General features: G+C 73.2%; 17 protein-coding genes. 9 read left to right on the forward strand and 8 right to left on the reverse strand.

Translation table 11 applies throughout. The features are described 5' to 3' along the window. Positions 1-11 precede the first annotated feature (11 nt). The 5 genes from ACW9J6_RS20290 to ACW9J6_RS20310 all read right to left on the reverse strand — a co-directional run bounded on the left by ACW9J6_RS20290 (position 12) and on the right by ACW9J6_RS20310 (position 4,327). Positions 12-989: an ABC transporter ATP-binding protein gene (locus tag ACW9J6_RS20290; RefSeq protein ID WP_457118317.1), complete on the reverse strand. Its 978-nt coding sequence runs from the start codon at positions 987-989 to the stop codon at positions 12-14. Beyond that, the gene (locus ACW9J6_RS20295; protein ID WP_457118433.1) at positions 986-1,975 is read right to left on the reverse strand and encodes an ABC transporter ATP-binding protein; all 990 of its coding nucleotides are present in this window, start codon (positions 1,973-1,975) and stop codon (positions 986-988) included. The genes ACW9J6_RS20290 and ACW9J6_RS20295 overlap by 4 nt, the downstream gene beginning before the upstream one ends. A gap of 5 nt (positions 1,976-1,980) precedes the next feature. Further along, positions 1,981-2,883 (reverse strand): ABC transporter permease, encoded by a 903-nt coding sequence (locus tag ACW9J6_RS20300; RefSeq protein WP_457118318.1) that lies wholly within the window; start codon positions 2,881-2,883, stop codon positions 1,981-1,983. Then, on the reverse strand, positions 2,880-3,821 hold the full coding sequence (locus ACW9J6_RS20305) for an ABC transporter permease (RefSeq protein WP_457118319.1): 942 nt from the start codon (positions 3,819-3,821) through the stop codon (positions 2,880-2,882). The genes ACW9J6_RS20300 and ACW9J6_RS20305 overlap by 4 nt, the downstream gene beginning before the upstream one ends. A gap of 77 nt (positions 3,822-3,898) precedes the next feature. Continuing rightward, positions 3,899-4,327, reverse strand: coding sequence for a hypothetical protein (locus tag ACW9J6_RS20310; RefSeq protein WP_457118320.1), 429 nt, complete (start codon positions 4,325-4,327; stop codon positions 3,899-3,901). A 122-nt stretch (positions 4,328-4,449) separates the two neighbouring features. On the opposite strand from ACW9J6_RS20310, the gene ACW9J6_RS20315 reads away from it, so the two are divergent. The 4 genes from ACW9J6_RS20315 to ACW9J6_RS20330 all read left to right on the forward strand — a co-directional run bounded on the left by ACW9J6_RS20315 (position 4,450) and on the right by ACW9J6_RS20330 (position 7,713). After that, complete coding sequence (locus ACW9J6_RS20315) at positions 4,450-4,974, forward strand: hypothetical protein (protein ID WP_457118321.1); 525 nt, start codon at positions 4,450-4,452, stop codon at positions 4,972-4,974. 90 nt (positions 4,975-5,064) lie between these two features. Then, complete coding sequence (locus tag ACW9J6_RS20320) at positions 5,065-5,433, forward strand: hypothetical protein (RefSeq protein WP_457118322.1); 369 nt, start codon at positions 5,065-5,067, stop codon at positions 5,431-5,433. A gap of 145 nt (positions 5,434-5,578) precedes the next feature. Continuing rightward, entirely contained in the window at positions 5,579-6,298 is a 720-nt protein-coding gene (gene lexA, locus ACW9J6_RS20325) for a transcriptional repressor LexA (RefSeq protein WP_457118323.1), read from the forward strand. A 338-nt stretch (positions 6,299-6,636) separates the two neighbouring features. Continuing rightward, on the forward strand, positions 6,637-7,713 hold the full coding sequence (locus ACW9J6_RS20330) for an HD-GYP domain-containing protein (protein ID WP_457118324.1): 1,077 nt from the start codon (positions 6,637-6,639) through the stop codon (positions 7,711-7,713). Positions 7,714-7,760: 47 nt separating this feature from the next. Here the strand turns inward: ACW9J6_RS20330 and ACW9J6_RS20335 are convergent, their stop codons facing one another. Further along, complete coding sequence (locus ACW9J6_RS20335; RefSeq protein ID WP_457118325.1) at positions 7,761-8,516, reverse strand: glycerophosphodiester phosphodiesterase family protein; 756 nt, start codon at positions 8,514-8,516, stop codon at positions 7,761-7,763. Beyond that, entirely contained in the window at positions 8,513-8,986 is a 474-nt protein-coding gene (locus ACW9J6_RS20340) for a RidA family protein (protein WP_457118326.1), read from the reverse strand. Before ACW9J6_RS20340 ends, ACW9J6_RS20335 begins: the two co-directional genes overlap by 4 nt. Before the next feature lie 228 nt (positions 8,987-9,214). Between ACW9J6_RS20340 and ACW9J6_RS20345 the strand changes: the two genes are divergently transcribed. The 4 genes from ACW9J6_RS20345 (at position 9,215) to mutS (ending at position 15,443) form a co-directional block, all read left to right on the forward strand. Beyond that, a complete protein-coding gene (locus tag ACW9J6_RS20345; RefSeq protein WP_457118327.1) occupies positions 9,215-10,408 on the forward strand; it encodes an acetylornithine transaminase in 1,194 nt (397 codons plus the stop codon). Next, complete coding sequence (gene argF, locus ACW9J6_RS20350; RefSeq protein WP_457118328.1) at positions 10,408-11,352, forward strand: ornithine carbamoyltransferase; 945 nt, start codon at positions 10,408-10,410, stop codon at positions 11,350-11,352. Before ACW9J6_RS20345 ends, argF begins: the two co-directional genes overlap by 1 nt. Before the next feature lie 189 nt (positions 11,353-11,541). Next, the gene (locus ACW9J6_RS20355) at positions 11,542-12,555 is read left to right on the forward strand and encodes an Hsp33 family molecular chaperone (protein ID WP_457118329.1); all 1,014 of its coding nucleotides are present in this window, start codon (positions 11,542-11,544) and stop codon (positions 12,553-12,555) included. A 71-nt stretch (positions 12,556-12,626) separates the two neighbouring features. Beyond that, the gene (gene mutS / locus ACW9J6_RS20360; RefSeq protein WP_457118330.1) at positions 12,627-15,443 is read left to right on the forward strand and encodes a DNA mismatch repair protein MutS; all 2,817 of its coding nucleotides are present in this window, start codon (positions 12,627-12,629) and stop codon (positions 15,441-15,443) included. A gap of 443 nt (positions 15,444-15,886) precedes the next feature. On the opposite strand, the gene ACW9J6_RS20365 is transcribed toward mutS, so the two are convergent. Further along, positions 15,887-16,951: a sensor histidine kinase gene (locus ACW9J6_RS20365; RefSeq protein ID WP_457118331.1), complete on the reverse strand. Its 1,065-nt coding sequence runs from the start codon at positions 16,949-16,951 to the stop codon at positions 15,887-15,889. Between the two features lie 282 nt (positions 16,952-17,233). On the opposite strand from ACW9J6_RS20365, the gene ACW9J6_RS20370 reads away from it, so the two are divergent. Beyond that, positions 17,234-18,571, forward strand: a complete 1,338-nt coding sequence (locus ACW9J6_RS20370) for an AmpG family muropeptide MFS transporter (RefSeq protein ID WP_457118332.1) — start codon at positions 17,234-17,236, stop codon at positions 18,569-18,571. The last annotated feature ends 1 nt before the right edge of the window (position 18,572 follow it).

Raw genomic sequence — 18,572 nt, forward strand, 5'->3', positions numbered from 1 at the left:
CCGGGCGCGCATCAGGCGAGCGGGTTCTCGCCCGCGGGCCGGTCGTGCAGGTGACAGGCCGCCTCGTGGTCGGGGCCGAGCCGGCGCAGGGGCGGTGCCTCGCCGCGGCAGCGCGGGAAGGCGAAGGGGCAGCGGGTGTGGAAGCGGCAGCCCGTCGGCGGGTCGATCGGGCTCGGCACGTCGCCCTCGAGCACGATGCGGTCGCGGGCGGCCCCGGGCTGCGGCACCGGCACGGCCGAGAGGAGGGCGGCGGTGTAGGGGTGCTTGGGCGCCGCGAAGATCCGCGCCCGCGGGGCGATCTCGACGATCTGCCCGAGATGCATCACCGCCACCCGGTGGGTCATGTGCTCGACCACAGCGAGGTCGTGGCTGATGAACAGGAGCGCGAGGCCGAGGTCCTGCTGGAGGTCCTGCAGCAGATTCACCACCTGCGCCTTGACCGAGACGTCGAGGGCCGAGACCGCCTCGTCGCAGACGATCAGGTCCGGCTCCGGCGCGAGCGCCCGGGCGATGCCGATCCGCTGGCGCTGGCCGCCGGAGAATTCGTGGGGAAAGCGGGACGCCGCCTCGCGGGGCAGCCGCACGGTGTCGAGGAGCGCCGCGACCCGCGCGTCGATCGCGGCGGCGCCACGCGCGAGGCCGAAATTGCGCAGGGGCTCGGCCAGGATCTCGCGCACCCGCATGCGCGGGTTGAGGCTGGACACGGGATCCTGGAACACGACCTGGATCCGGCGGCGCAGGGGCCGCATCGCCCCCGCCGGGAGGTCGTCGATCCGCCTCCCGTCGAGCACGACCTCCCCGGCGCTGGGCGCGAGGAGGCGCAGGACCATTCGGCCCAAGGTCGACTTGCCGCAGCCCGATTCCCCGACGATCCCCAGGGTCTCGCCCCGGCCGAGGGTGAAACTCACCCCGTCCACCGCCCGCACCGCGCCGCCGCGGACCGGGAAGTGCTTGACGAGGCCGCGCACGGCGAGGAGCGGCGGGCTCATGCGGCGCGCGCGCCGACGGGAGCGTGGTGGCAGGCCGCGAAATGCCCGGGTGCCTTCTCGACCATCGCCGGAGCCGCGCTCCGGCACAGGTCGGTGACGGAGGGGCAGCGTGCGGCGAAGAGGCAACCGGCGACGCGGATCCTCAGGTTCGGGACCTGGCCCGGGATCTCGGCGAGGCGCGCGCGGGTGCCGTCCGGGGAGGCGCCGAGCCGCGGCACCGCGCCGAGCAGGCCGCGCGTGTAGGGATGGCGCGGCCGCGCGAACAGGGCGGCGACGGGCGCCTCCTCCACGGTGCGGCCCGCATACATCACCACCACCCGGCTCGCGACCTCGGCCACGATCCCGAGGTCGTGGGTGATGAGGATGATGGCGGCCCCGACGCGGCGCTGGAGGTCGCGCATCAGGTCGAGGATCTGGGCCTGGACGGTCACGTCGAGGGCCGTGGTCGGCTCGTCCGCGATCAGGAGCCGCGGGCTGCAGGCCAGCGCCATCGCGATCATCACCCGCTGGCGCATCCCGCCCGAGAGCTGGTGGGGATAGCCGCGCAGGCGCCGGGCCGGCTCCGGGATGCCGACGAGACCCAGCAACGCGACCGCTCGCGCCGCCGCCGCGGCCCGGTCGAGGCCCTGATGGAGGCGCAGGGTCTCGCCGACCTGCCGCCCGAGGGTCAGGACCGGGTTCAGGCTCGTCATCGGCTCCTGGAAGATCATCCCGATGGCGTTGCCGCGGATCCGCCGCATGGCGCGCTCGGGCAGCGCCAGCAGGTCCTGGCCCTCGAAGCGGACGGCACCCGCGACGCCGACGATCCGCTCCGGGAGCAGGCGCAGGATCGCGTTCGCTGTCACCGACTTGCCGCAGCCCGATTCGCCCACGATCGCCAGGGTCTCGCCCGCCCCGACCCGGAACGACACCCCGTCGACCGCCCGGAGGATCCCGTCCCGGGTGCGGAAATGGACGCGCAGCCCGTCGACGTCGAGGAGGGGCATCGGCATCACGGCCGCTTGGCCATGCGCGGGTCGAGGGCGTCGCGCAGACCGTCGCCGACGAGGTTCACGGCGAGCACCGTCAGCGAGAGGAACAGGGCCGGGAACAGCACGAGGGTGGGCTTCACCTGCCAGAGGGCGCGGCCCTCGGCCATGATGTTGCCCCAGGACGGGGTGGTCGGCGGGGTGCCGGCCCCGATGAAGGACAGGATCGCCTCGGTGATCATCGCGGAGGCGCAGATAGAGGTCGCCTGCACGCTGAGCGGCGCGAGGGTGTTGGGCAGGATGTGGCGCCAGAGGATGCCCGCCACGGTGCTGCCGCTCGCCACCGCCCCGTCCACGAAGGGCTGCTCGCGCAGGGACAGGACCACGCCCCGCACCAGCCGGGCGACCCGCGGAACCTCCGCGACGGCGATCGCCGCGATGACGTTGCCGACCGAGCCGCGGGTCAGCGCCATCAGGGCGACGGCAAGGAGGATGGGCGGGATCGCCATCAGCCCGTCCATGACCCGCATCACGACTCCGTCGAGCCGGCGCAGGAAACCCGCGACGAGGCCGATCGCGAGCCCGATCCCGGAGGCGAGGGCGGCGACGGAGAAGCCCACGAGGAGCGAGACCCGCGCCCCGTAGATGACCCGCGAGTAGAGGTCCCGCCCGAGCATGTCGGTGCCGAACCAGTGCTGCGCCGAGGGCAGCCGGGTGCGCCGGGCCGGCGAGAGGGCGGTCGGATCGACGGTGAAGAGCCAGGGTGCGAGGAGCGCGCAGGCGAGCATGCCGAGGAGGATCGCCGCGCCGACCGCCACCGCCGGATGCCGGGCGATCAGCCCGGGCAGGCCGCGGCGGCGGCGCGGGGGCGGCAGGATCTCCGGCAGGTCCGGGGCGACGGCCTCGGCCGCGAGGGAGGCGGTCAATAGCGGATCCTCGGATCGAGCAGGACGTAGAGGAGGTCGATGGCGAGGTTGACCAGCACGTAGCCGGCGCTGAACAGCAGCACGACGCCCTGGATGACCGGGTAGTCGCGGCGCAGGATGGCGTCGACGGTGAGCCGCCCGAGCCCCGGGATGACGAAGACGCTCTCGGTGACGACGGCGCCGCCGATCAGGAGGGCGATGCCGAGCCCGATCACCGTCACGATCGGCACCGCGGCGTTCCTCAGCGCGTGCACGAACAGGATCGCCCGCTGCCCGAGCCCCTTGGCGGCGGCGGTGCGGATGTAGTCCTGGCCCAGCACCTCCAGCAGGGTCGCCCGGGTGATGCGGGCGATCAGCGCGACATAGACGGAGCCGAGCGCGACCGAGGGCAGGATCAGGTGCTGCAGCCAGGGGCCGATCCCGGCCGCGAGCGGCGTGTAGCCCTGCACCGGCAGCCATTCCAGCCGAAGCGCGAAGACGTAGGCGAGAAGGTAGGACGTAACGAAGACCGGCAGCGAGAAGCCGAACACCGCCAGCGTCATGATCAGCCGGTCGAGGAGGCTGCCGGCCTTCCAGGCGGCCACGACGCCGAGCGGCACCGCCACCGGGATCGCGAGCGCGAGCGTCACGCCCATCAGCGACAGCGTCGGCTCGACGCGCTGGCGGATCAGCGCGGTGACCGGCAGGGCCGTGAAGATCGAGGTGCCGAGATCGCCCTGCAAGATGTGCCCCGCCCACTCGCCGAAGCGCACCAGGAAGGGCCGGTCGAGTCCGAGGGTGGCGCGGATGCGCGCGACGTCGTCCGGACTCGCCTGGTCGCCCGCGATGATCGCGGCCGGGTCGCCGGGCGCCAGCGAGAGGAGGCTGAACACGACGAGCGCGACGACCGCCATCACCGGGATCGTCGCGAGCACCCGTCGTGCCGCATAGGCCAGCATCGCGCCTCCTCGCCCTCGGGCGGATCCCGCCACGCCCCGATCGAAGGGCGGACGCCCCCGGGTGATCCCGCCCCCGTCTATGCCACGCCTGGTCGCCGGGGAAGAAGCCCGTCGGCGAGGAGGTCCCCTCTCGGATGGCAGCTCGATCGCAGCCCCGGGCGCCGCGGCCTCGAACCCGCGGCGGAGTCTGCTTCTCGGGAGCTGGGGCGCGGATCGGGCGGCTCCGCCTTCTGGAGCCGGCACGGCGGAGACGCATTCGGAGCCGAGACCACGATTTGCCCGAAGGCGAGATCGGCCTCGTGCACGCGTCCGGGATGCTTGTGCAGCAGGTAGCCCAGATCGGTGGCCGGATGATGGGTGGTGGCGACGGAGAGGTACACGGGGAGGGGCCGCGGGAGCGAGGGTCGGGCGCTGGCAGATCGGCGTCCGGCGCACGGGAGTGTCCCACGCCGCGGCGGCACTGACATCCCCGCACCGACCGCCCGCGCCCCGCCATCGGCCGTCATCGTGAAGACTTCACGAAGAAACGGGCGCCGGGCAACGGGACACCGCCGCCGCTCCGCGCCGGATCTCGTTGACCGACAAGCTATTCTGTGAAACCTGCCGCGCCCGGGAACAGGGGAGCACGATGTCGGAGAACGATACCCTCGCCCAGGCGCTGGCGGATGTGAGCGAGCGGCGGGCGGCGCTGGAGGCCGAGTACGAGCGCATCGGCGCGGAACTGGCGAAGCTGCGCCTCGCCGAGAACGCGCTGCGTGCGATCGTCGACAACACCACCCTCCCGGCCGCGGGCCTCGCGGCCGCCGGACCGCTCCTCCCCGGGCTCCCGGCGGCGCCGGTCCAGGCGCGGACCAGCGGCCGCGGCAGCCGCGGCCCGCGGGCGAACTCGGCCAAGGGCCGCCTCAAGACCCTGCTCGAGACCTGCGGCCCCCAGGGTCTCACCAACGCGCAGATCGCCCGGCAGCTGCCGGATGTCGCTCCGGGCACCCTGAACACGTATCTCAGCGTCATGGTCGCGAGCGGCGAGGCCATCCGCACGGGCGACTTCTACACCTCGGGACGCCCCTCGGCCGAGACGGCGGACGAGACCGACGAACCGGAGGACGAGCAGGGCGAGGCGCAGGAGGACGAGGACGCCGAAACGCTGGGATGAGGCGCCCCGGACATCCGGCGGTTCCGGCATGGCCGCAGGCATTCCGCTATGCTACATGACCCTGCGAGAGGGGACGACGAAGGGGGCTCGATGGACGTCGAGGCGCTTCTCAGCGAGGTTCGCCGGCGGATCGCCGAGCTGGAATTGCGCTCGACCGCCCAGGCCGAACGCGTGGCGGAGTTGAACCGTCGCGGCGAGGAGGCGAGCACCGCCGAGGCGCAGCTCTGGGGCGCCATCGACGCCCTGACCGTGCTCAGGGGAGCACAATGGGCCCTCCAAGACCTGCGCGCCGCCGAGGCGAGCGACGGCGACGCGCTCGGCCACACGGCCGAAGCCGTCGAGGCCAGCCAGCAGGCCATTGCGGGGCGGCGGCACGGCGACGTGTTCCTGACCGCCTCCGACGAGTCGCTCGTCACCCTCGTGCGGGAGAAGATCCGCGTGAGCGCCCGCGGACGATGACACTCTGTCCCGCCGCGCCGCAGAGAGCAGGGCGGGGATCATGGTTCCTCCCGTCACGCTACCGCTTGCGGAACACTTGAAGAACGCTTAACCTGTTCGCGATTTGTTTCGTATCGCGCGTCGGCGCAGGCGATGAGAGTGACCCATGCTCACCCGTAAGCAACTGGACCTGCTGCGCTTCATCCAGCAGCGGATGCGCGAGACGGGCGTGCCGCCATCCTTCGACGAGATGAAGGACGCCCTCGACCTGAAGTCTAAGTCGGGCATCCATCGTCTGATCACCGCGCTGGAGGAGCGGGGCTTTCTGCGCCGCCTGCCCAACCGGGCGCGGGCGATCGAGGTGATCCGCATCGCCGAGACCGCGGCAAGCGCGCCGGGCGAGGTCGTCCGCTTCACGCCGAGCGTGGTCGAGGGCGGCCGGGCGGGGGCGCCGGTCAAGCCTGCCGCGATGCCGGTGGCGCTGCCCCTCGACGAGGGCGTTCGCGCGGTCGGCATCCCGGTCATGGGCCGGATCGCTGCCGGCACGCCGATCTCGGCGATCCAGAACCAGAGCCGCACCCTCGCGATGTCCCCGGACATGCTCGCGGGCGGCGAGCACTACGCCCTGGAGGTGCGCGGCGACTCGATGATCGAGGCGGGCATCCTCGACGGCGACCTGGTGGTGATCCGTCGTCAGGACACCGCCAATACCGGGGACATCATCGTCGCCCTGATCGACGACGAGGAAGCCACGCTCAAGCGCCTGCGGCGGCGCGGCTCCTCGATCGCTCTCGAGGCCGCGAACCCGGCCTACGAGACCCGCGTGCTGGGGCCGGACCGCGTCCGCATCCAGGGACGTCTGGTGAGCCTGATCCGCAAGTACTGATCGCTCGCATTTGGTCGGAACGCCCACGAGCCCGCGCGACGGCGATGGCCGCGCATCGCGGCCCCCCGCCGAACCCGTCATAATCTCGCGCGATCAGCTTACGGGAGTGTCGGACACCCGCGGCGGAAGGCGCGGCGGGATTTGGAAAGGTCATCTGCGGCAGGGCGGCCGGAAACGACTGCTTCGTCGTCGGTGCCGGCGGTCGTGTTGGTCGGATATCGAACCAACCCGGCCGACGCCAAGGGATGTTTAACGTCCCTGTGCGGTAAAATCAGGTCTGACCGGCGGGTCAAGGCGGTGGCACGGCCGCTCGTGAGGCCGGACTGCGGGATCTCGCCATGGCGGACGGTTTCATCCTCCTGATCGCGGATGCGTTCGCACCGGCGCGTCGCCTCGCGGATGGCCTCGCGCGGCTCGCCCCCTGCCTGACCGTCGGACTGGAGGACCCGCTGCCGAACGGGCAGGCGGCCGTTGCGGTGGTGCCGCTGGGTCGGGCCGAGGTCGCGGATCCCGCGCGCCTGCGACGGTCCGTCAGCCTCCTGCGGGCGCGGGGAATCGCCGGCCTCGGCCTGGCGCGGGATCAGGCGACCCTTGAGGTCGCCCGGGAGATCGGGTTCGCCAAGCTCCTGCCGGCCTCGGCGCCCTGGACGACCATCGCCGCCGCGGTGACGCACCTCCTCGCCGCGCACAAGGCCGCCCGCGCGAGCGGGCCCGATTGGCTGGTGCGGGCGCGGGCCGCCGAGGCCGACCACCTCGTCCACCGGGTGTTCGCGGCGGCCGCCGATGGGGCGCCGCCCTCGCCGCAGGACGTCGACACCGGCACCGAGATCGTCCTCGACGCGGTCAGCGAGGGCGGGATCCGCGCCTGGCTCGACGTCATCCGCCACCACCAGGTCGGGGTCTACCAGCATTCCCTGGGCGTCGCCGGCTACGCGGGGGCGCTGGCGGCCCGGCTCGGCTTCCGGCACCGGGACGAGCTCCGCCTCGTCCGGGCGGCCCTGCTGCACGATGTCGGCAAGTCGCGGATCCCCCTCGCCATCCTGGACAAGCCGAGCGGCCTGTCGGAGCAGGAGATGGCCGTGATGCGCACCCATCCGGTTCTGGGCGCCGACCTGCTCGCCGGGCAGCCGGGCTTCGACGCCGAGACCCTCGACGCCGTGCGGCACCACCACGAGCTGCTCGACGGCTCCGGCTATCCGGACGGGCTCGCGGGGGCGGCGATCGGCGACCTCGTCCGCCTGGTCACGATCTGCGACATCTTCTCGGCCCTGACCGAGCGGCGCCCCTACCGCTCCCCGATGCGGGCCGCCGAGGCCTGGGGCGTGATGGAGGCGATGGGCCCGAAGCTCGACGCCGACCTGCTCGCCGCCTTCAGGGTCGTCGCGCTCGCATCCGAGACGGCGGACGCCACCTGAGCGGGGCGGGCGGTCGGGGGGACCGCGCGGCTCGCGCGGGGGACGGGTCAGGCCCGAAACCCCTCGAACACCATCTGGTCCGCGTGGGCCCGCGCCCGCGCCATCTGCTCGGGCGTGCGCACCGTCCAGGTCATGACCGGCCGCCCCCCGAGGAGGCGGGCGAGATGCGTCGGCGCGTTCGGCAGGTCGTCCACCCGCCAGGACAGGAAGTCCGGCCGGCTCTCGGCGAAGTGCAGGAGCTGGGCGAGGCCCGTCCGGGCCGCCTCGCTGAGGCCGGCGTAGGAGGGGTCGTCCTGGCGGCTCTCGGCCACGATGCCGCGCGGCAGGCCGGGCGCGAGGTCGGCCAGCGCCCCGACGATGGCGGGATCGAAGCTCTTGAGCGCCACCGGCCCCGCATAGGCCGCCACCACCGCGGCGACGCGCCGGGCGAGGGCGAGGTCGCCGTCGAACCGGGACTTGACCTCGATGACGAGCGGCGTGCGCCCGGCGATCCGGGCGAGGAAGTCCGGCAGGGACGGGATGCGCTCGGCGCTCCCCGCCACCGCGAGAGCCGCGAGAGCGGCGGCGTCCCGCTCGCGCACGCGGCCGGGCTCGCCCGCGAGGCGGCCGAGGCCGTCGTCGTGAAAGACCATCGCCTCGCCGTCCCGGCTGAGCTGCACGTCGCACTCGATCGCGTAGCCGCCGGCAATCGCCGCCTCGGCCGCCGCGATCGTGTTCTCGGGGATCCCCGCGGCGCGGTCGTGGAGCCCGCGATGGGCGATCGGGCGGGCGGTCAGCCAGTCGGGGGCGAGCGGCGGGTTCATCGGACCTCGAACATGCCCTCGACCTCGACCACCGCGTCGAGGGGCAGTTCGGCGACGCCGACCGTCGAGCGGGCGTGGCGGCCCCGCTCGCCGAGCACCTGCACCATGAGGTCGGAGGCGCCGTTCATCACCCCGGCCACCGCGGTGAAGCCCGGTGCCGCGTTGATGAAGCCGCCGAGCCGGATGCAGCTCACCACCGCGTCGTCGAGGTTGCCGACCGCCACCTGGAGCTGGGACAGGAGGTTGAGGGCGCAGAACCGCGCCGCCTCGACCGCGGTCTCGGGGCTGACCTCGGCCCCGACCTTGCCCTTGTGGCGCGCGTCGAGCCGGCCCTCCGGACCGAGGCAGAGCTGGCCCGACACCACCACGAGGTTCCCCGCCCGCCGGAAGGGCACGTAGTTCGCCACCGGGGCGGCGGCCGGGGGCAGCACGTACCCGAGGTCCTTCAGGCGGTCCAGCGTCGCGCTCATGCGGTCTCTCTCCCGTGTTCGCGGATCGGTCGCGGCTCTCTGGCCTAACCGGGGCCGTGCTGGCAACCCTGCCACAGGCAAGCGACGGTTTGGCGTCGGACCCGACGGGGGGGACGCAGCGTTGACCGGAGCGGCCCGCGTCCCTAGTATTCGCGCGCGTGCCGCCCTCTGAGGCGGCGCTTTCTTTTTGGCCGCCCCCCGCGGGGCGGCCGCGACGGAGACGGGATCGTGACGTCCGCCCTCTTGCCGACCTATGCCAGGGCCAAGGTGTCGTTCGAACGCGGGGAGGGCGCGTGGCTCGTCGCCCGCGACGGGTCGCGATACCTCGACTTCGGCGCCGGCATCGCCGTCAACGCCCTCGGCCACGCCCATCCGCACCTCGTCGCGGCGCTCACCGAGCAGGCGCAGAAGGTCTGGCACGTCTCGAACCTGTTCGAGATCCCGGAGGGCGAGCGCCTCGCCCAGCGCCTGATCGACGCGACCTTCGCGGAGGTGGTGTTCTTCTCGAATTCCGGCGCCGAGGCGAACGAGGCCGCCATCAAGATGGCGCGCAAGTACCACGCGGCGGGCGGCCATCCGGAGCGCTTCCGGATCGTGACCTTCGAGGGCGCCTTCCACGGGCGCACGCTCGCCACCATCGCGGCGGGCGGGCAGCAGAAGTACATCGACGGGTTCGGCCCGAAGGTCGAGGGCTTCGACCAGGTGCCGTTCGGCGACCTCGACGCGCTCAAGGCGGCCATCGGCCCCGAGACCGCCGCCCTGATGATCGAGCCGATCCAGGGCGAGGGCGGCCTGCGGGTGGTGTCGCCCGAGTGGCTGCGCACCCTGCGCGGCCTCTGCGACGAGCACGGCCTCCTGCTGATCATGGACGAGGTCCAGACCGGCATGGGCCGCACCGGCAAGCTCTTCGCGCACGAGTGGTCGGGCGTGACCCCGGACATCATGTCCGCCGCCAAGGGCATCGGCGGCGGCTTCCCGATGGGCGCGTGCCTCGCCACCCGCGAGGCGGCCCGCGGGATGGTGGTGGGCAGCCACGGCACCACCTTCGGCGGCAACCCCCTCGCCATGGCGGTGGGCAACGCGGTGCTCGACGTGATCCTGGCGCCGGGATTCCTGCAGCGGGTCCGCGACACCGGGCTCCTGCTCAAGCAGCGCCTCGCCGAACTCAAGGACCGCCACCCGCGCGTGATCGCCGAGGTGCGCGGCGAGGGCCTGATGATGGGCCTGCGCTGCGTCGTGCCGAACACCGAGTTCGCGGCGGCGGCGCGGGCGGCGCATCTCCTCGTCATCCCGGCGGGCGACAACGTGGTGCGGCTGCTGCCGCCCTTGACGATCGGCGAGGCCGAGGTCGGCGAGGCGATGAACCGCCTCGACGCCGCCTCCGTCTCCCTGGAGGATGCGGGTCGGGGGGCTGCCGAGTGATGAACGCCCCCCTGAGGACCGGTCAGCGGCACTTCCTCGACCTCACCGACCTGTCGCCCGGTCAGCTCCGCACCGTCCTCGACGCCTCCGCCGATCTGAAGAGCCGCCGCCGCAAGGGCCATCCCCCGGCGGAGCGGCCTCTCGACGGGAAGGTGCTGGCGATGGTGTTCGACCGCCCCTCGACCCGCACCCGCGTCTCCTTCGACGTGGCGATGCGGGAACTCGGCGGCGAGACCCTGATGCTCACCGGCAAGGAGATGCAGCTCGGCCGCGGCGAGACGGTCGCGGACACGGCGCGCGTCCTCTCGCGCTACGTCGACGCGATCATGATCCGCATCCTCGACCACGAGATGATGCGGGAACTCGCCGCGCACGCCGAGGTGCCGGTGATCAACGGGCTCACCAAGGTCTCGCATCCCTGCCAGATCATGGCGGACGTGCTGACCTTCGAGGAGCATCGCGGCCCGATCAAGGGCCGCACCGTGGCGTGGTCGGGCGATTCCAACAACGTGCTGGCCTCCTGGGCGCACGCGGCGGCGAAGTTCGACTTCCGCCTCAACGTCGCGACCCCGCCGGAACTCGCCGTCCCGCCCGACCTGATCGCCTGGGCGCGGGCCGAGGGCGCCGACATGCGCGTCACCACCGATCCCTTCGAGGCGGTGGCGGGCGCCGACGCGGTCGTGACCGATTGCTGGGTGTCGATGGGGGACGAGGACGAGGCGCACCGCCACAACCTGCTGATGCCCTACCAGGTCAACGGCACGCTGATGCAGGCGGCCGCCAAGGACGCGATCTTCATGCATTGCCTGCCCGCCCATCGCGGCGAGGAGGTCACCGCCGAGGTGATCGACGGGCCGCAATCGGTGGTGTTCGACGAGGCCGAGAACCGGCTCCACGCCCAGAAAGGCATCCTCGCCTGGTGCCTCGGCGCCGTCGAGGCGTGAAAAGCCGGAGCCGCGTCCCCATATGGGTGCGACTGGCCGGTCTCCCGACGCGGCGGTTCCACCCTCGCGCACCTGATCCGCCCGCCGGCCCGCCGACGGGGTGAGGGGGGCGGAGCCGCGCCGCCGGGAGACCATCGATCCGTTCGAGCGCGCCGGGGCGGCCCCTCCCGTCCCGGCCCCGGAGAGGACATGACCTCCGACACACCCCTGAAGACCGACTTCGCCGAGGACGGCCGCGACGACGTGGTGCTGCCCTTCGCGGTCGAACCCCTCGACGTGCGCGGCCGCATCGTGCGGCTCGGCCCCTCCGTCGACACGATCCTGCGCCGCCACGGCTATCCCGACCCGGTGGCGCGGGCGCTGGGCGAGGCCGCGGCGCTCACCGTGCTCCTCGGCTCCTCCCTGAAGTTCGAGGGCCGCTTCCAGCTCCAGACCAAGACCGACGGCCCGGTCGACATGGTGGTGGTGGATTTCGAGGCGCCCGACCGCCTGCGCGCCACGGCCCGCTTCGACGCGGAGCGGCTCGGGGCGCTCGAGGCCGGCCGCCAGGGGACCGGCGACCTCCTGGGCGCCGGCCACCTCGCGCTCACCATCGACCAGGGCTCGGCGGCGAGCCGCTACCAGGGCGTCGTCGCCCTCGACGGGCAGGGCTTCGAGGAGGCGGCCCACCAGTATTTCCGCCAGTCCGAGCAGATTCCGACCCGGGTCCGCCTCGCGGTGGCCGAGCGGCTGGAGGAGGGCTCGCGCAGCTGGCGGGCCGGGGGCCTGCTGGTTCAGTTCCTGCCGCAATCGCCCGAGCGCGCCCGCGCCGCCGACCTTCCGCCCGGCGACGTCCCGGAGGGCCACGCGCGCCTCGACGAGCGCGGGGTGCCGGAGGACGATGCCTGGGTCGAGGCCAAGTCCCTGGTGTCGACGACGGAGGACCACGAACTCGTCGACCCGACCGTGTCGAGCGAGCGGCTGCTCTACCGGCTCTTCCACGAGCGCGGCGTGCGGGTGTTCGGGGGCCAGGCCGTGCACGAGGCCTGCCGCTGCTCGCGCGAGCGGGTGATGGGCATGATCCGCCGCTTCTCCGACGAGGAGCGCCGGGACATGGTTGGCGACGACGGGCGCATCGGCATCACCTGCGAGTTCTGCTCGCGCCACTACGAGCTCGACCCGGCGGAGGTCGAGGCCGAGATCGCGGGCGGCGCGCGCCACTGACCGCGGACGATCCCCGGGGAGAAGTCGGGGCCCGCCTGGAACGGGCGGGCCCGTCTGGTAGTGTCCGGCCGATGATCATGGACAGCGACGTCGCCCGGCGCCCGATGCGGGACGAACCCCGAGAGACCGCACCGGAGGCCGCCGAGGAGAGCCCGGCCGCGCGCGGCCGCCGCGCCGCGCCTCCCCCGGAGGCCGGCGCCTCCCCGATGATGGCGCAGTACATCGAGATCAAGTCGGCCAATCCGGGCTCGCTCCTGTTCTACCGGATGGGGGATTTCTACGAGCTGTTCTTCGAGGACGCGGAAGTGGCCTCGCGGGCGCTCGGGATCGTGCTCACCAAGCGCGGCAAGCACGCGGGCGCCGACATCCCGATGTGCGGCGTGCCGATCGACCGGGCGGACGATTACCTGCAGCGCCTGATCGCGCTCGGGCACCGGGTGGCGGTCTGCGAGCAGACCGAGGATCCGGCCGAGGCCAAGAAGCGCGGCTCGAAATCGGTGGTGCGCCGCGAGGTCGTGCGCCTCGTCACGCCGGGCACGATCACGGAGGAGCGGCTCCTCGACCCGGCGCGCGCGAACCTGCTGGTGGCACTCGCGCGGCGGCGCGCCTCGGAGACCGGCTGGACCTACGGCATCGCCGCCGTCGACATCTCGACCGGGCGCTTCACGCTCTCGGAGGTCGACGGCGCAGGCCTCGCCGCGGAGATCGCCCGGCTCGACCCCCGGGAGATCGTGGTGGCGGAGGCGATCCACGCCGATCCCGACCTCGCCCGGCTGTGGCGCGACACCTCCGCCTCGGTGACGCCGCTCGGGCGCGGGGAGGCCGACCCGGCCTCCGCGGAGCGGGCGCTGAAGGAGCAGTTCGGCGTCGCCACGCTGGAGGGCTTCGGCGCGTTCGGGCGCGCGGAGGTCGCGGCGGCCGGCACCGTGCTGCACTACATCGCCCGCACGCAGCTCGGGGCGCGGGTGCCGCTCAGCCCGCCGGTGCGCCACGCGACCGGAGGCACCCTCCTCATCGACGCGGCGACGCGGGCCAACCTCGAACTCACCCGCACCCTGTCGGGCGAGCGCACCGGGAGCCTGCTCGCCGCCATCGACCGCACGGTGGGGGCCGCCGGGGCGCGGCTGCTGGCCGAGCGCCTCGCCAGCCCCTCGACCGACCTCGCCCTGATCCGCCGCCGCCAGGAGGCCGTGGCCTTCCTGGTGCAGGAGGGGAGCCTGCGCGCGGAGCTGCGCGCGGATCTCGCCCGCGCCCCCGACATCGCCCGCGCGCTGTCGCGGGTCGGCGTGGGGCGCGCGGGCCCGCGCGACCTCGCGGCGCTTCGCGATGGCCTCGACGCGGCCCGCAGCCTCGCGACCCGGCTCGCCGGGGCGGGCGCGCTGCCGGCCGAGATCGGCAAGGCGGCGCGGATCCTGGCGGGCGTCGGCGAGGGGCTGACCGAGACGCTCGCGCGGGCGCTCGCGGACGAACTGCCCCTGGTCAAGCGCGACGGCAACTTCGTGCGCGAGGGCTACATCGCGGATCTCGACGAGGCGCGGGCGCTCCAGCGCGATTCCCGCCGCTTCGTCGCCGGCCTCCAGACCCGCTACGCCGAGGAGACCGGCTGCCGCACCCTGCGCATCAAGCACAACAACCTGCTCGGCTTCTTCATCGAGGTGCCGCAGGCCATGGGCGAGACCCTGCTCAAGGATCCCTGGCGCGGCACCTTCGTGCACCGCCAGACCATGGTCGACGCGATGCGGTTCACGAGCGTGGAACTGGGCGAACTCGAATCGCGCATCGCCAATGCGGCGGGGCGGGCACTCGCCCTCGAACTCGAGGCGTTCGACGGTCTCACGGCCGCCGTGATGGAGCGGGCGGACGCCATCACCGCCGCGGCGACCGCGCTCGCGGCCCTCGACGTGGCCGCCTCGCACGCGGAACTCGCGGTCGAACTCGACTGGGCGCGGCCGATCCTCGACGAGAGCCTGACCTTCCGGGTCGAGGGCGCCCGCCACCCGGTGGTGGAGGCGGCGCTCCGGCAGGCGGGCGAGCCCTTCATCGCCAATGCCTGCGACCTCTCGGGCGAGCGCGCGGGTGGAGGGCGCGAGGGCGGCCGGATCCTCGTCGTCACCGGCCCGAACATGGGCGGCAAGTCGACCTTCTTGCGCCAGAACGCGCTGATCGCGGTGCTCGCCCAGATGGGCGCCTTCGTGCCGGCCCGCGCGGCGCATCTCGGCCTCGTCGACCGCCTGTTCTCGCGGGTCGGCGCGGCGGACGACCTCGCGCGGGGCCACTCGACCTTCATGGTCGAGATGGTGGAGACGGCCGCGATCCTGAACCAGGCGACGCGCCGCTCGCTGGTGGTGCTGGACGAGATCGGGCGCGGCACCGCGACCTTCGACGGGCTGTCCATCGCCTGGGCCTGCCTGGAGCACCTGCACGAGGTCACCGGCTGCCGGGCGTTGTTCGCGACGCATTTCCACGAACTCACCGGTCTCGCCAAGCGCCTCGAGCGGCTGTCGAACGCCACCCTGAAGGTCACCGAGTGGAAGGGCGACGTGGTCTTCCTGCACGAGGTGGTGCCGGGCGCCGCGGACCGCTCCTACGGGTTGCAGGTGGCGCGCCTCGCGGGTCTGCCGGCCTCGGTGATCGCGCGGGCCAAGGTGATCCTGGCGGATCTCGAGAAGGGGGAGGGTGGCCGCGGCCGGCGGGCGCCGGCGGAGCTGCCGCTCTTCGCCGCGATGGCCCCCCCGCCCGAGCCGCCGCCGCCGGAGCCGAAGGCCGACCCGCTGCGGGATCTTCTCGCCGGGCTCGACCCGGACGCCATGTCCCCGCGGGAGGCGCTGGACGCGCTCTACCGGCTCAAGGCGGCGGGGGAGGGGAAGGGGACGGGAGATCCCGCGTAAGGGCCCAAGTCGATCAGCAAGTCTAAATCGAACGCTCCCGCAAGGCATTGTCGTTGCTGGGAATATTGAAGCACCCAGTTGTGGAGATCATGGCGCGGGGAACCCCTCTCCCGAGTGGGAGAGGGGCAGGGGTGAGGGACGGACGCTTCAGCAAGAAAGCGGGACCGCGCCGCTGGCAGATCCACGGTTCAGTTTTCTTGCGGAAGCCGAGCCACCCTGCACGATCTTCGATCGCCCCTACCCCTCTCCCGCACGGGAGAGGGGATCCCGCGCCCGACCTCGCAAGCGCCGGAAACCTCTCAAATCTATGAATATTTCCAGCACCGAGACACGGCGTGTGAACACGTGAGCCCCGCGCGCGGGGAGAGGAGAAACCCGCGCCTCGTCCGGTGACGTGTGAAGTTGCGGATGATGGGCCACGCGATCAGGTCAGAAGGCGCGACTCACGCCTCGCCGATCTCCAGCACGACCCGCGCCCGCGTGCCCGGGGCCAGCGTGTCCCAGTCGAGGGTGCCGCCGAGCTGGCGCACCAGCATCCCGACGAGGCTGAGGCCGAAGCCCTCGGGCTCGCCGGCCCGGGGCGTGAAGCCGATCCCGTCATCGGCCACCTCCAGCGCGAGGCAGGTCCCGTCCGCGACCGCGCGCAGGCGCACGCGGCCGCTGCGGCCCTCCGGGAAGGCGTGGCGGGCCGCGTTGGCGGCGAGTTCGTGGAGCAGGAGCCCGAGCGGCACCGCCTGCGCGGCCGGAACCAGCACCGGGGCGACCTCCACGGCGAAGTCGATGAGGCCCGGCGCCGACCCCGCCACGACGTCCTCCGTCACCTCACGGGCCAGCACCTGAAGGTCGAGGCGGCGCTCCTCGTCGGAACCGGCCAGCAGGCGCTGCACGGCCGCGAGCGCGGCGATGCGCTCGGCCATGCGGTCGAGAACCGCCCGCGCCCCGGGCTCCGTGGAGCGCCGCGCGCGCAGAAGGACCAGGGAGGCCACGACCTGGAGGGTGTTCTTCGCCCGGTGATCCACCTCCTTGAGCAGCGCGGTCCGGCGCTGGAGCGCCGCCTCCAGGGCGGCCAGTTGGTCCTCGGGCGCGCAGGCCGGCAGGTCCGTGATCACCGCGAAGGCGTACCGCCCTCCCGCCGCCGTCGTCACCGGGCTCGTCGCCACGGCGAGGCGCAGGGGCTGCCCGTCCTTGCGCCGCGCCTCGATCTCCGCCCGCTGGCTCAGGCCCCGCGTGGCGGCCGCGCGCAGCCGGGCGGCCGCCATGCGGCCGGTGCCGGGCGCGCGCAGCAGCGCGCAGTCGCGGCCGAGCAATTCGTCGGCAGAGTAGCCGGTGAGCCGGCAGAACGCCGCGTTGACGAAGGCGATCGGGTGGCCCGGCGTCGCCGCCTCGGCGAGGACCATGGGCACGCTGCTCGTGCGGATCGCCGCCGCGAAGGCGTCGTCCAGCCCGGGCGCTCCGGCACCCGGCTCCTTCCCGGTGGTCCTGGTCGATCGGCGGGTCGCCCCGGCCATCGCCTTCTCCACTGTGGTCGCCGCGCGACGGGCTCGCCCGGGAGCGGTCCTCGCCGGAGCACCCCGCGGGGATTACTCAACTTTTCCACGATATCATCGTTGTGACAACCGTCAGTTCTGTCGTCCGATGCGAGATCCCCATCCCGACGATCACCCTGAACGATCCCCGTCGAGGGCAACGTGGAGCGGCCCAGCGGGGTCCGTCCGCCGCGGCGTCAACCTTTCGGGAACCATCTTCCGGCCTCACTCGGCCGGCAGGGTGACGCGCGAGGACGGAGATCGATGAGCACCGACTGGTTGGAGCGCACCCGGCAGACGCTGCGCGACGTCGCCCGCGACCGCCGGAAGGCGCTGATGCTGCTGCTCGGCTTCGGGGCGGGGCTGCCGATCCTGCTCGTCTTCGCGACCCTGTCGGCGTGGCTGCGCATGGCCGGCATCGAGCGCTCCAGCATCGGCCTCCTCAGCTACGTCTCGCTGGCCTACACGCTGAAGTTCCTCTGGGCGCCGGTCATCGACCGCGTCGACCTGCCGGTCCTGGCGCGGCTGCTCGGCCGGCGCCGCGCCTGGATGCTCGCCGCCCAGCTCGTCGTGGCGGCGGCGCTCCTCGCCATGAGCCAGGGCGATCCGGCGCGCTCGCTCAGCTACATGGTCGCCTGCGCGCTCACCATCGCCTTCGCGTCGGCGACGCAGGACATCGTGGTCGACGGCTGGAGGATCGATTCCGCCCCGCCCGAGCGCCAGGGCATGATGCTCGCGGCCTACCAGCTCGGCTACGCGCTCGCCCGGATCTGCGCGGGGGCGGGGGCGCTCCTCGTCGCCGACGCCTTCGGCTGGGCGCCGGCCTACGCCACCATGGCGGTGCTGATGGGGATCGCGGTCGCCGGCTGCCTCGCGGCACCGAAGGTGCAGGCGGTGGACCCGCCGGCGGGGCGCGGCTGGCGGCAGGCCCTGCGCGAGGCGGTGCTCGATCCCTTCGCGGACCTCGCGCGCCGCTACGGGCGCGGGCTCACCCTGATCCTGGCGCTGATCACGCTCTACCGGATGCCCGACATCGTCTCGGGCATCATGGCGAACCCGCTCTACGTCGACATGAAGTACTCGCTCACCGAGATCGCCACGGTCTCGAAGGTCTACGGCGTCTGGATCGGGATCGCCGGGGCCTTCGCGGGCGGGATCGCGGTGAGCCGGCTCGGGCTCCTGCCGGCGCTGCTCGTCGGCGGCATCGCGGCGGCGAGTTCGAACCTCATGTATGCCTGGGTGGCGCTCTCCGGGCACAACCTGCCGCTCCTCGTCGGCAGCATCAGCGTCGAGAACTTCGCGGGCGCCTTCGCCGGCACGGTGCTGATCGCCTACATGTCGAGCCTGACCTCGCCGGCCTTCGCGGCGACCCAGTACGCGCTGCTCTCCTCGCTCTACGCGCTGCCGGGCAAGTGGGTGGGCGGCTCCTCGGGCTTCATCGTCGACGCGGTGGGCTACCCGACCTTCTTCATGATGACCTCGGCCGTGGGCATCCCGGTCGTCGCGCTGTGCCTCGCCCTGCGCTTCCTGCCGCAGCTGCGTCCGGCAGCGCCGCCGGCCGCGGCCGGGATCGGCGAGGAGGGCGCGGCGCAGGGGGCCTGAG

This window comes from Methylobacterium sp. JK268, assembly GCF_054052225.1.

Bases quoted from the DNA above. Each gene is read 5' to 3' on its own strand.
- ACW9J6_RS20355 (WP_457118329.1), top strand. From the start codon at position 11,542: ATGACCTCCGACACACCCCTGAAGACCGACTTCGCCGAGGACGGCCGC.
- ACW9J6_RS20315 (WP_457118321.1), top strand. From the start codon at position 4,450: ATGTCGGAGAACGATACCCTCGCCCAGGCGCTGGCGGATGTGAGCGAG.
- ACW9J6_RS20335 (WP_457118325.1), bottom strand. From the start codon at position 8,516: ATGAACCCGCCGCTCGCCCCCGACTGGCTGACCGCCCGCCCGATCGCC.
- ACW9J6_RS20365 (WP_457118331.1), bottom strand. From the start codon at position 16,951: ATGGCCGGGGCGACCCGCCGATCGACCAGGACCACCGGGAAGGAGCCG.
- mutS (WP_457118330.1), top strand. From the start codon at position 12,627: ATGATCATGGACAGCGACGTCGCCCGGCGCCCGATGCGGGACGAACCC.
- ACW9J6_RS20320 (WP_457118322.1), top strand. From the start codon at position 5,065: ATGGACGTCGAGGCGCTTCTCAGCGAGGTTCGCCGGCGGATCGCCGAG.
- argF (WP_457118328.1), top strand. From the start codon at position 10,408: ATGAACGCCCCCCTGAGGACCGGTCAGCGGCACTTCCTCGACCTCACC.
- ACW9J6_RS20305 (WP_457118319.1), bottom strand. From the start codon at position 3,821: ATGCTGGCCTATGCGGCACGACGGGTGCTCGCGACGATCCCGGTGATG.
- ACW9J6_RS20340 (WP_457118326.1), bottom strand. From the start codon at position 8,986: ATGAGCGCGACGCTGGACCGCCTGAAGGACCTCGGGTACGTGCTGCCC.
- ACW9J6_RS20310 (WP_457118320.1), bottom strand. From the start codon at position 4,327: ATGACGGCCGATGGCGGGGCGCGGGCGGTCGGTGCGGGGATGTCAGTG.
- ACW9J6_RS20290 (WP_457118317.1), bottom strand. From the start codon at position 989: ATGAGCCCGCCGCTCCTCGCCGTGCGCGGCCTCGTCAAGCACTTCCCG.
- ACW9J6_RS20370 (WP_457118332.1), top strand. From the start codon at position 17,234: ATGAGCACCGACTGGTTGGAGCGCACCCGGCAGACGCTGCGCGACGTC.
- ACW9J6_RS20330 (WP_457118324.1), top strand. From the start codon at position 6,637: ATGGCGGACGGTTTCATCCTCCTGATCGCGGATGCGTTCGCACCGGCG.
- ACW9J6_RS20295 (WP_457118433.1), bottom strand. From the start codon at position 1,975: ATGCCCCTCCTCGACGTCGACGGGCTGCGCGTCCATTTCCGCACCCGG.
- lexA (WP_457118323.1), top strand. From the start codon at position 5,579: ATGCTCACCCGTAAGCAACTGGACCTGCTGCGCTTCATCCAGCAGCGG.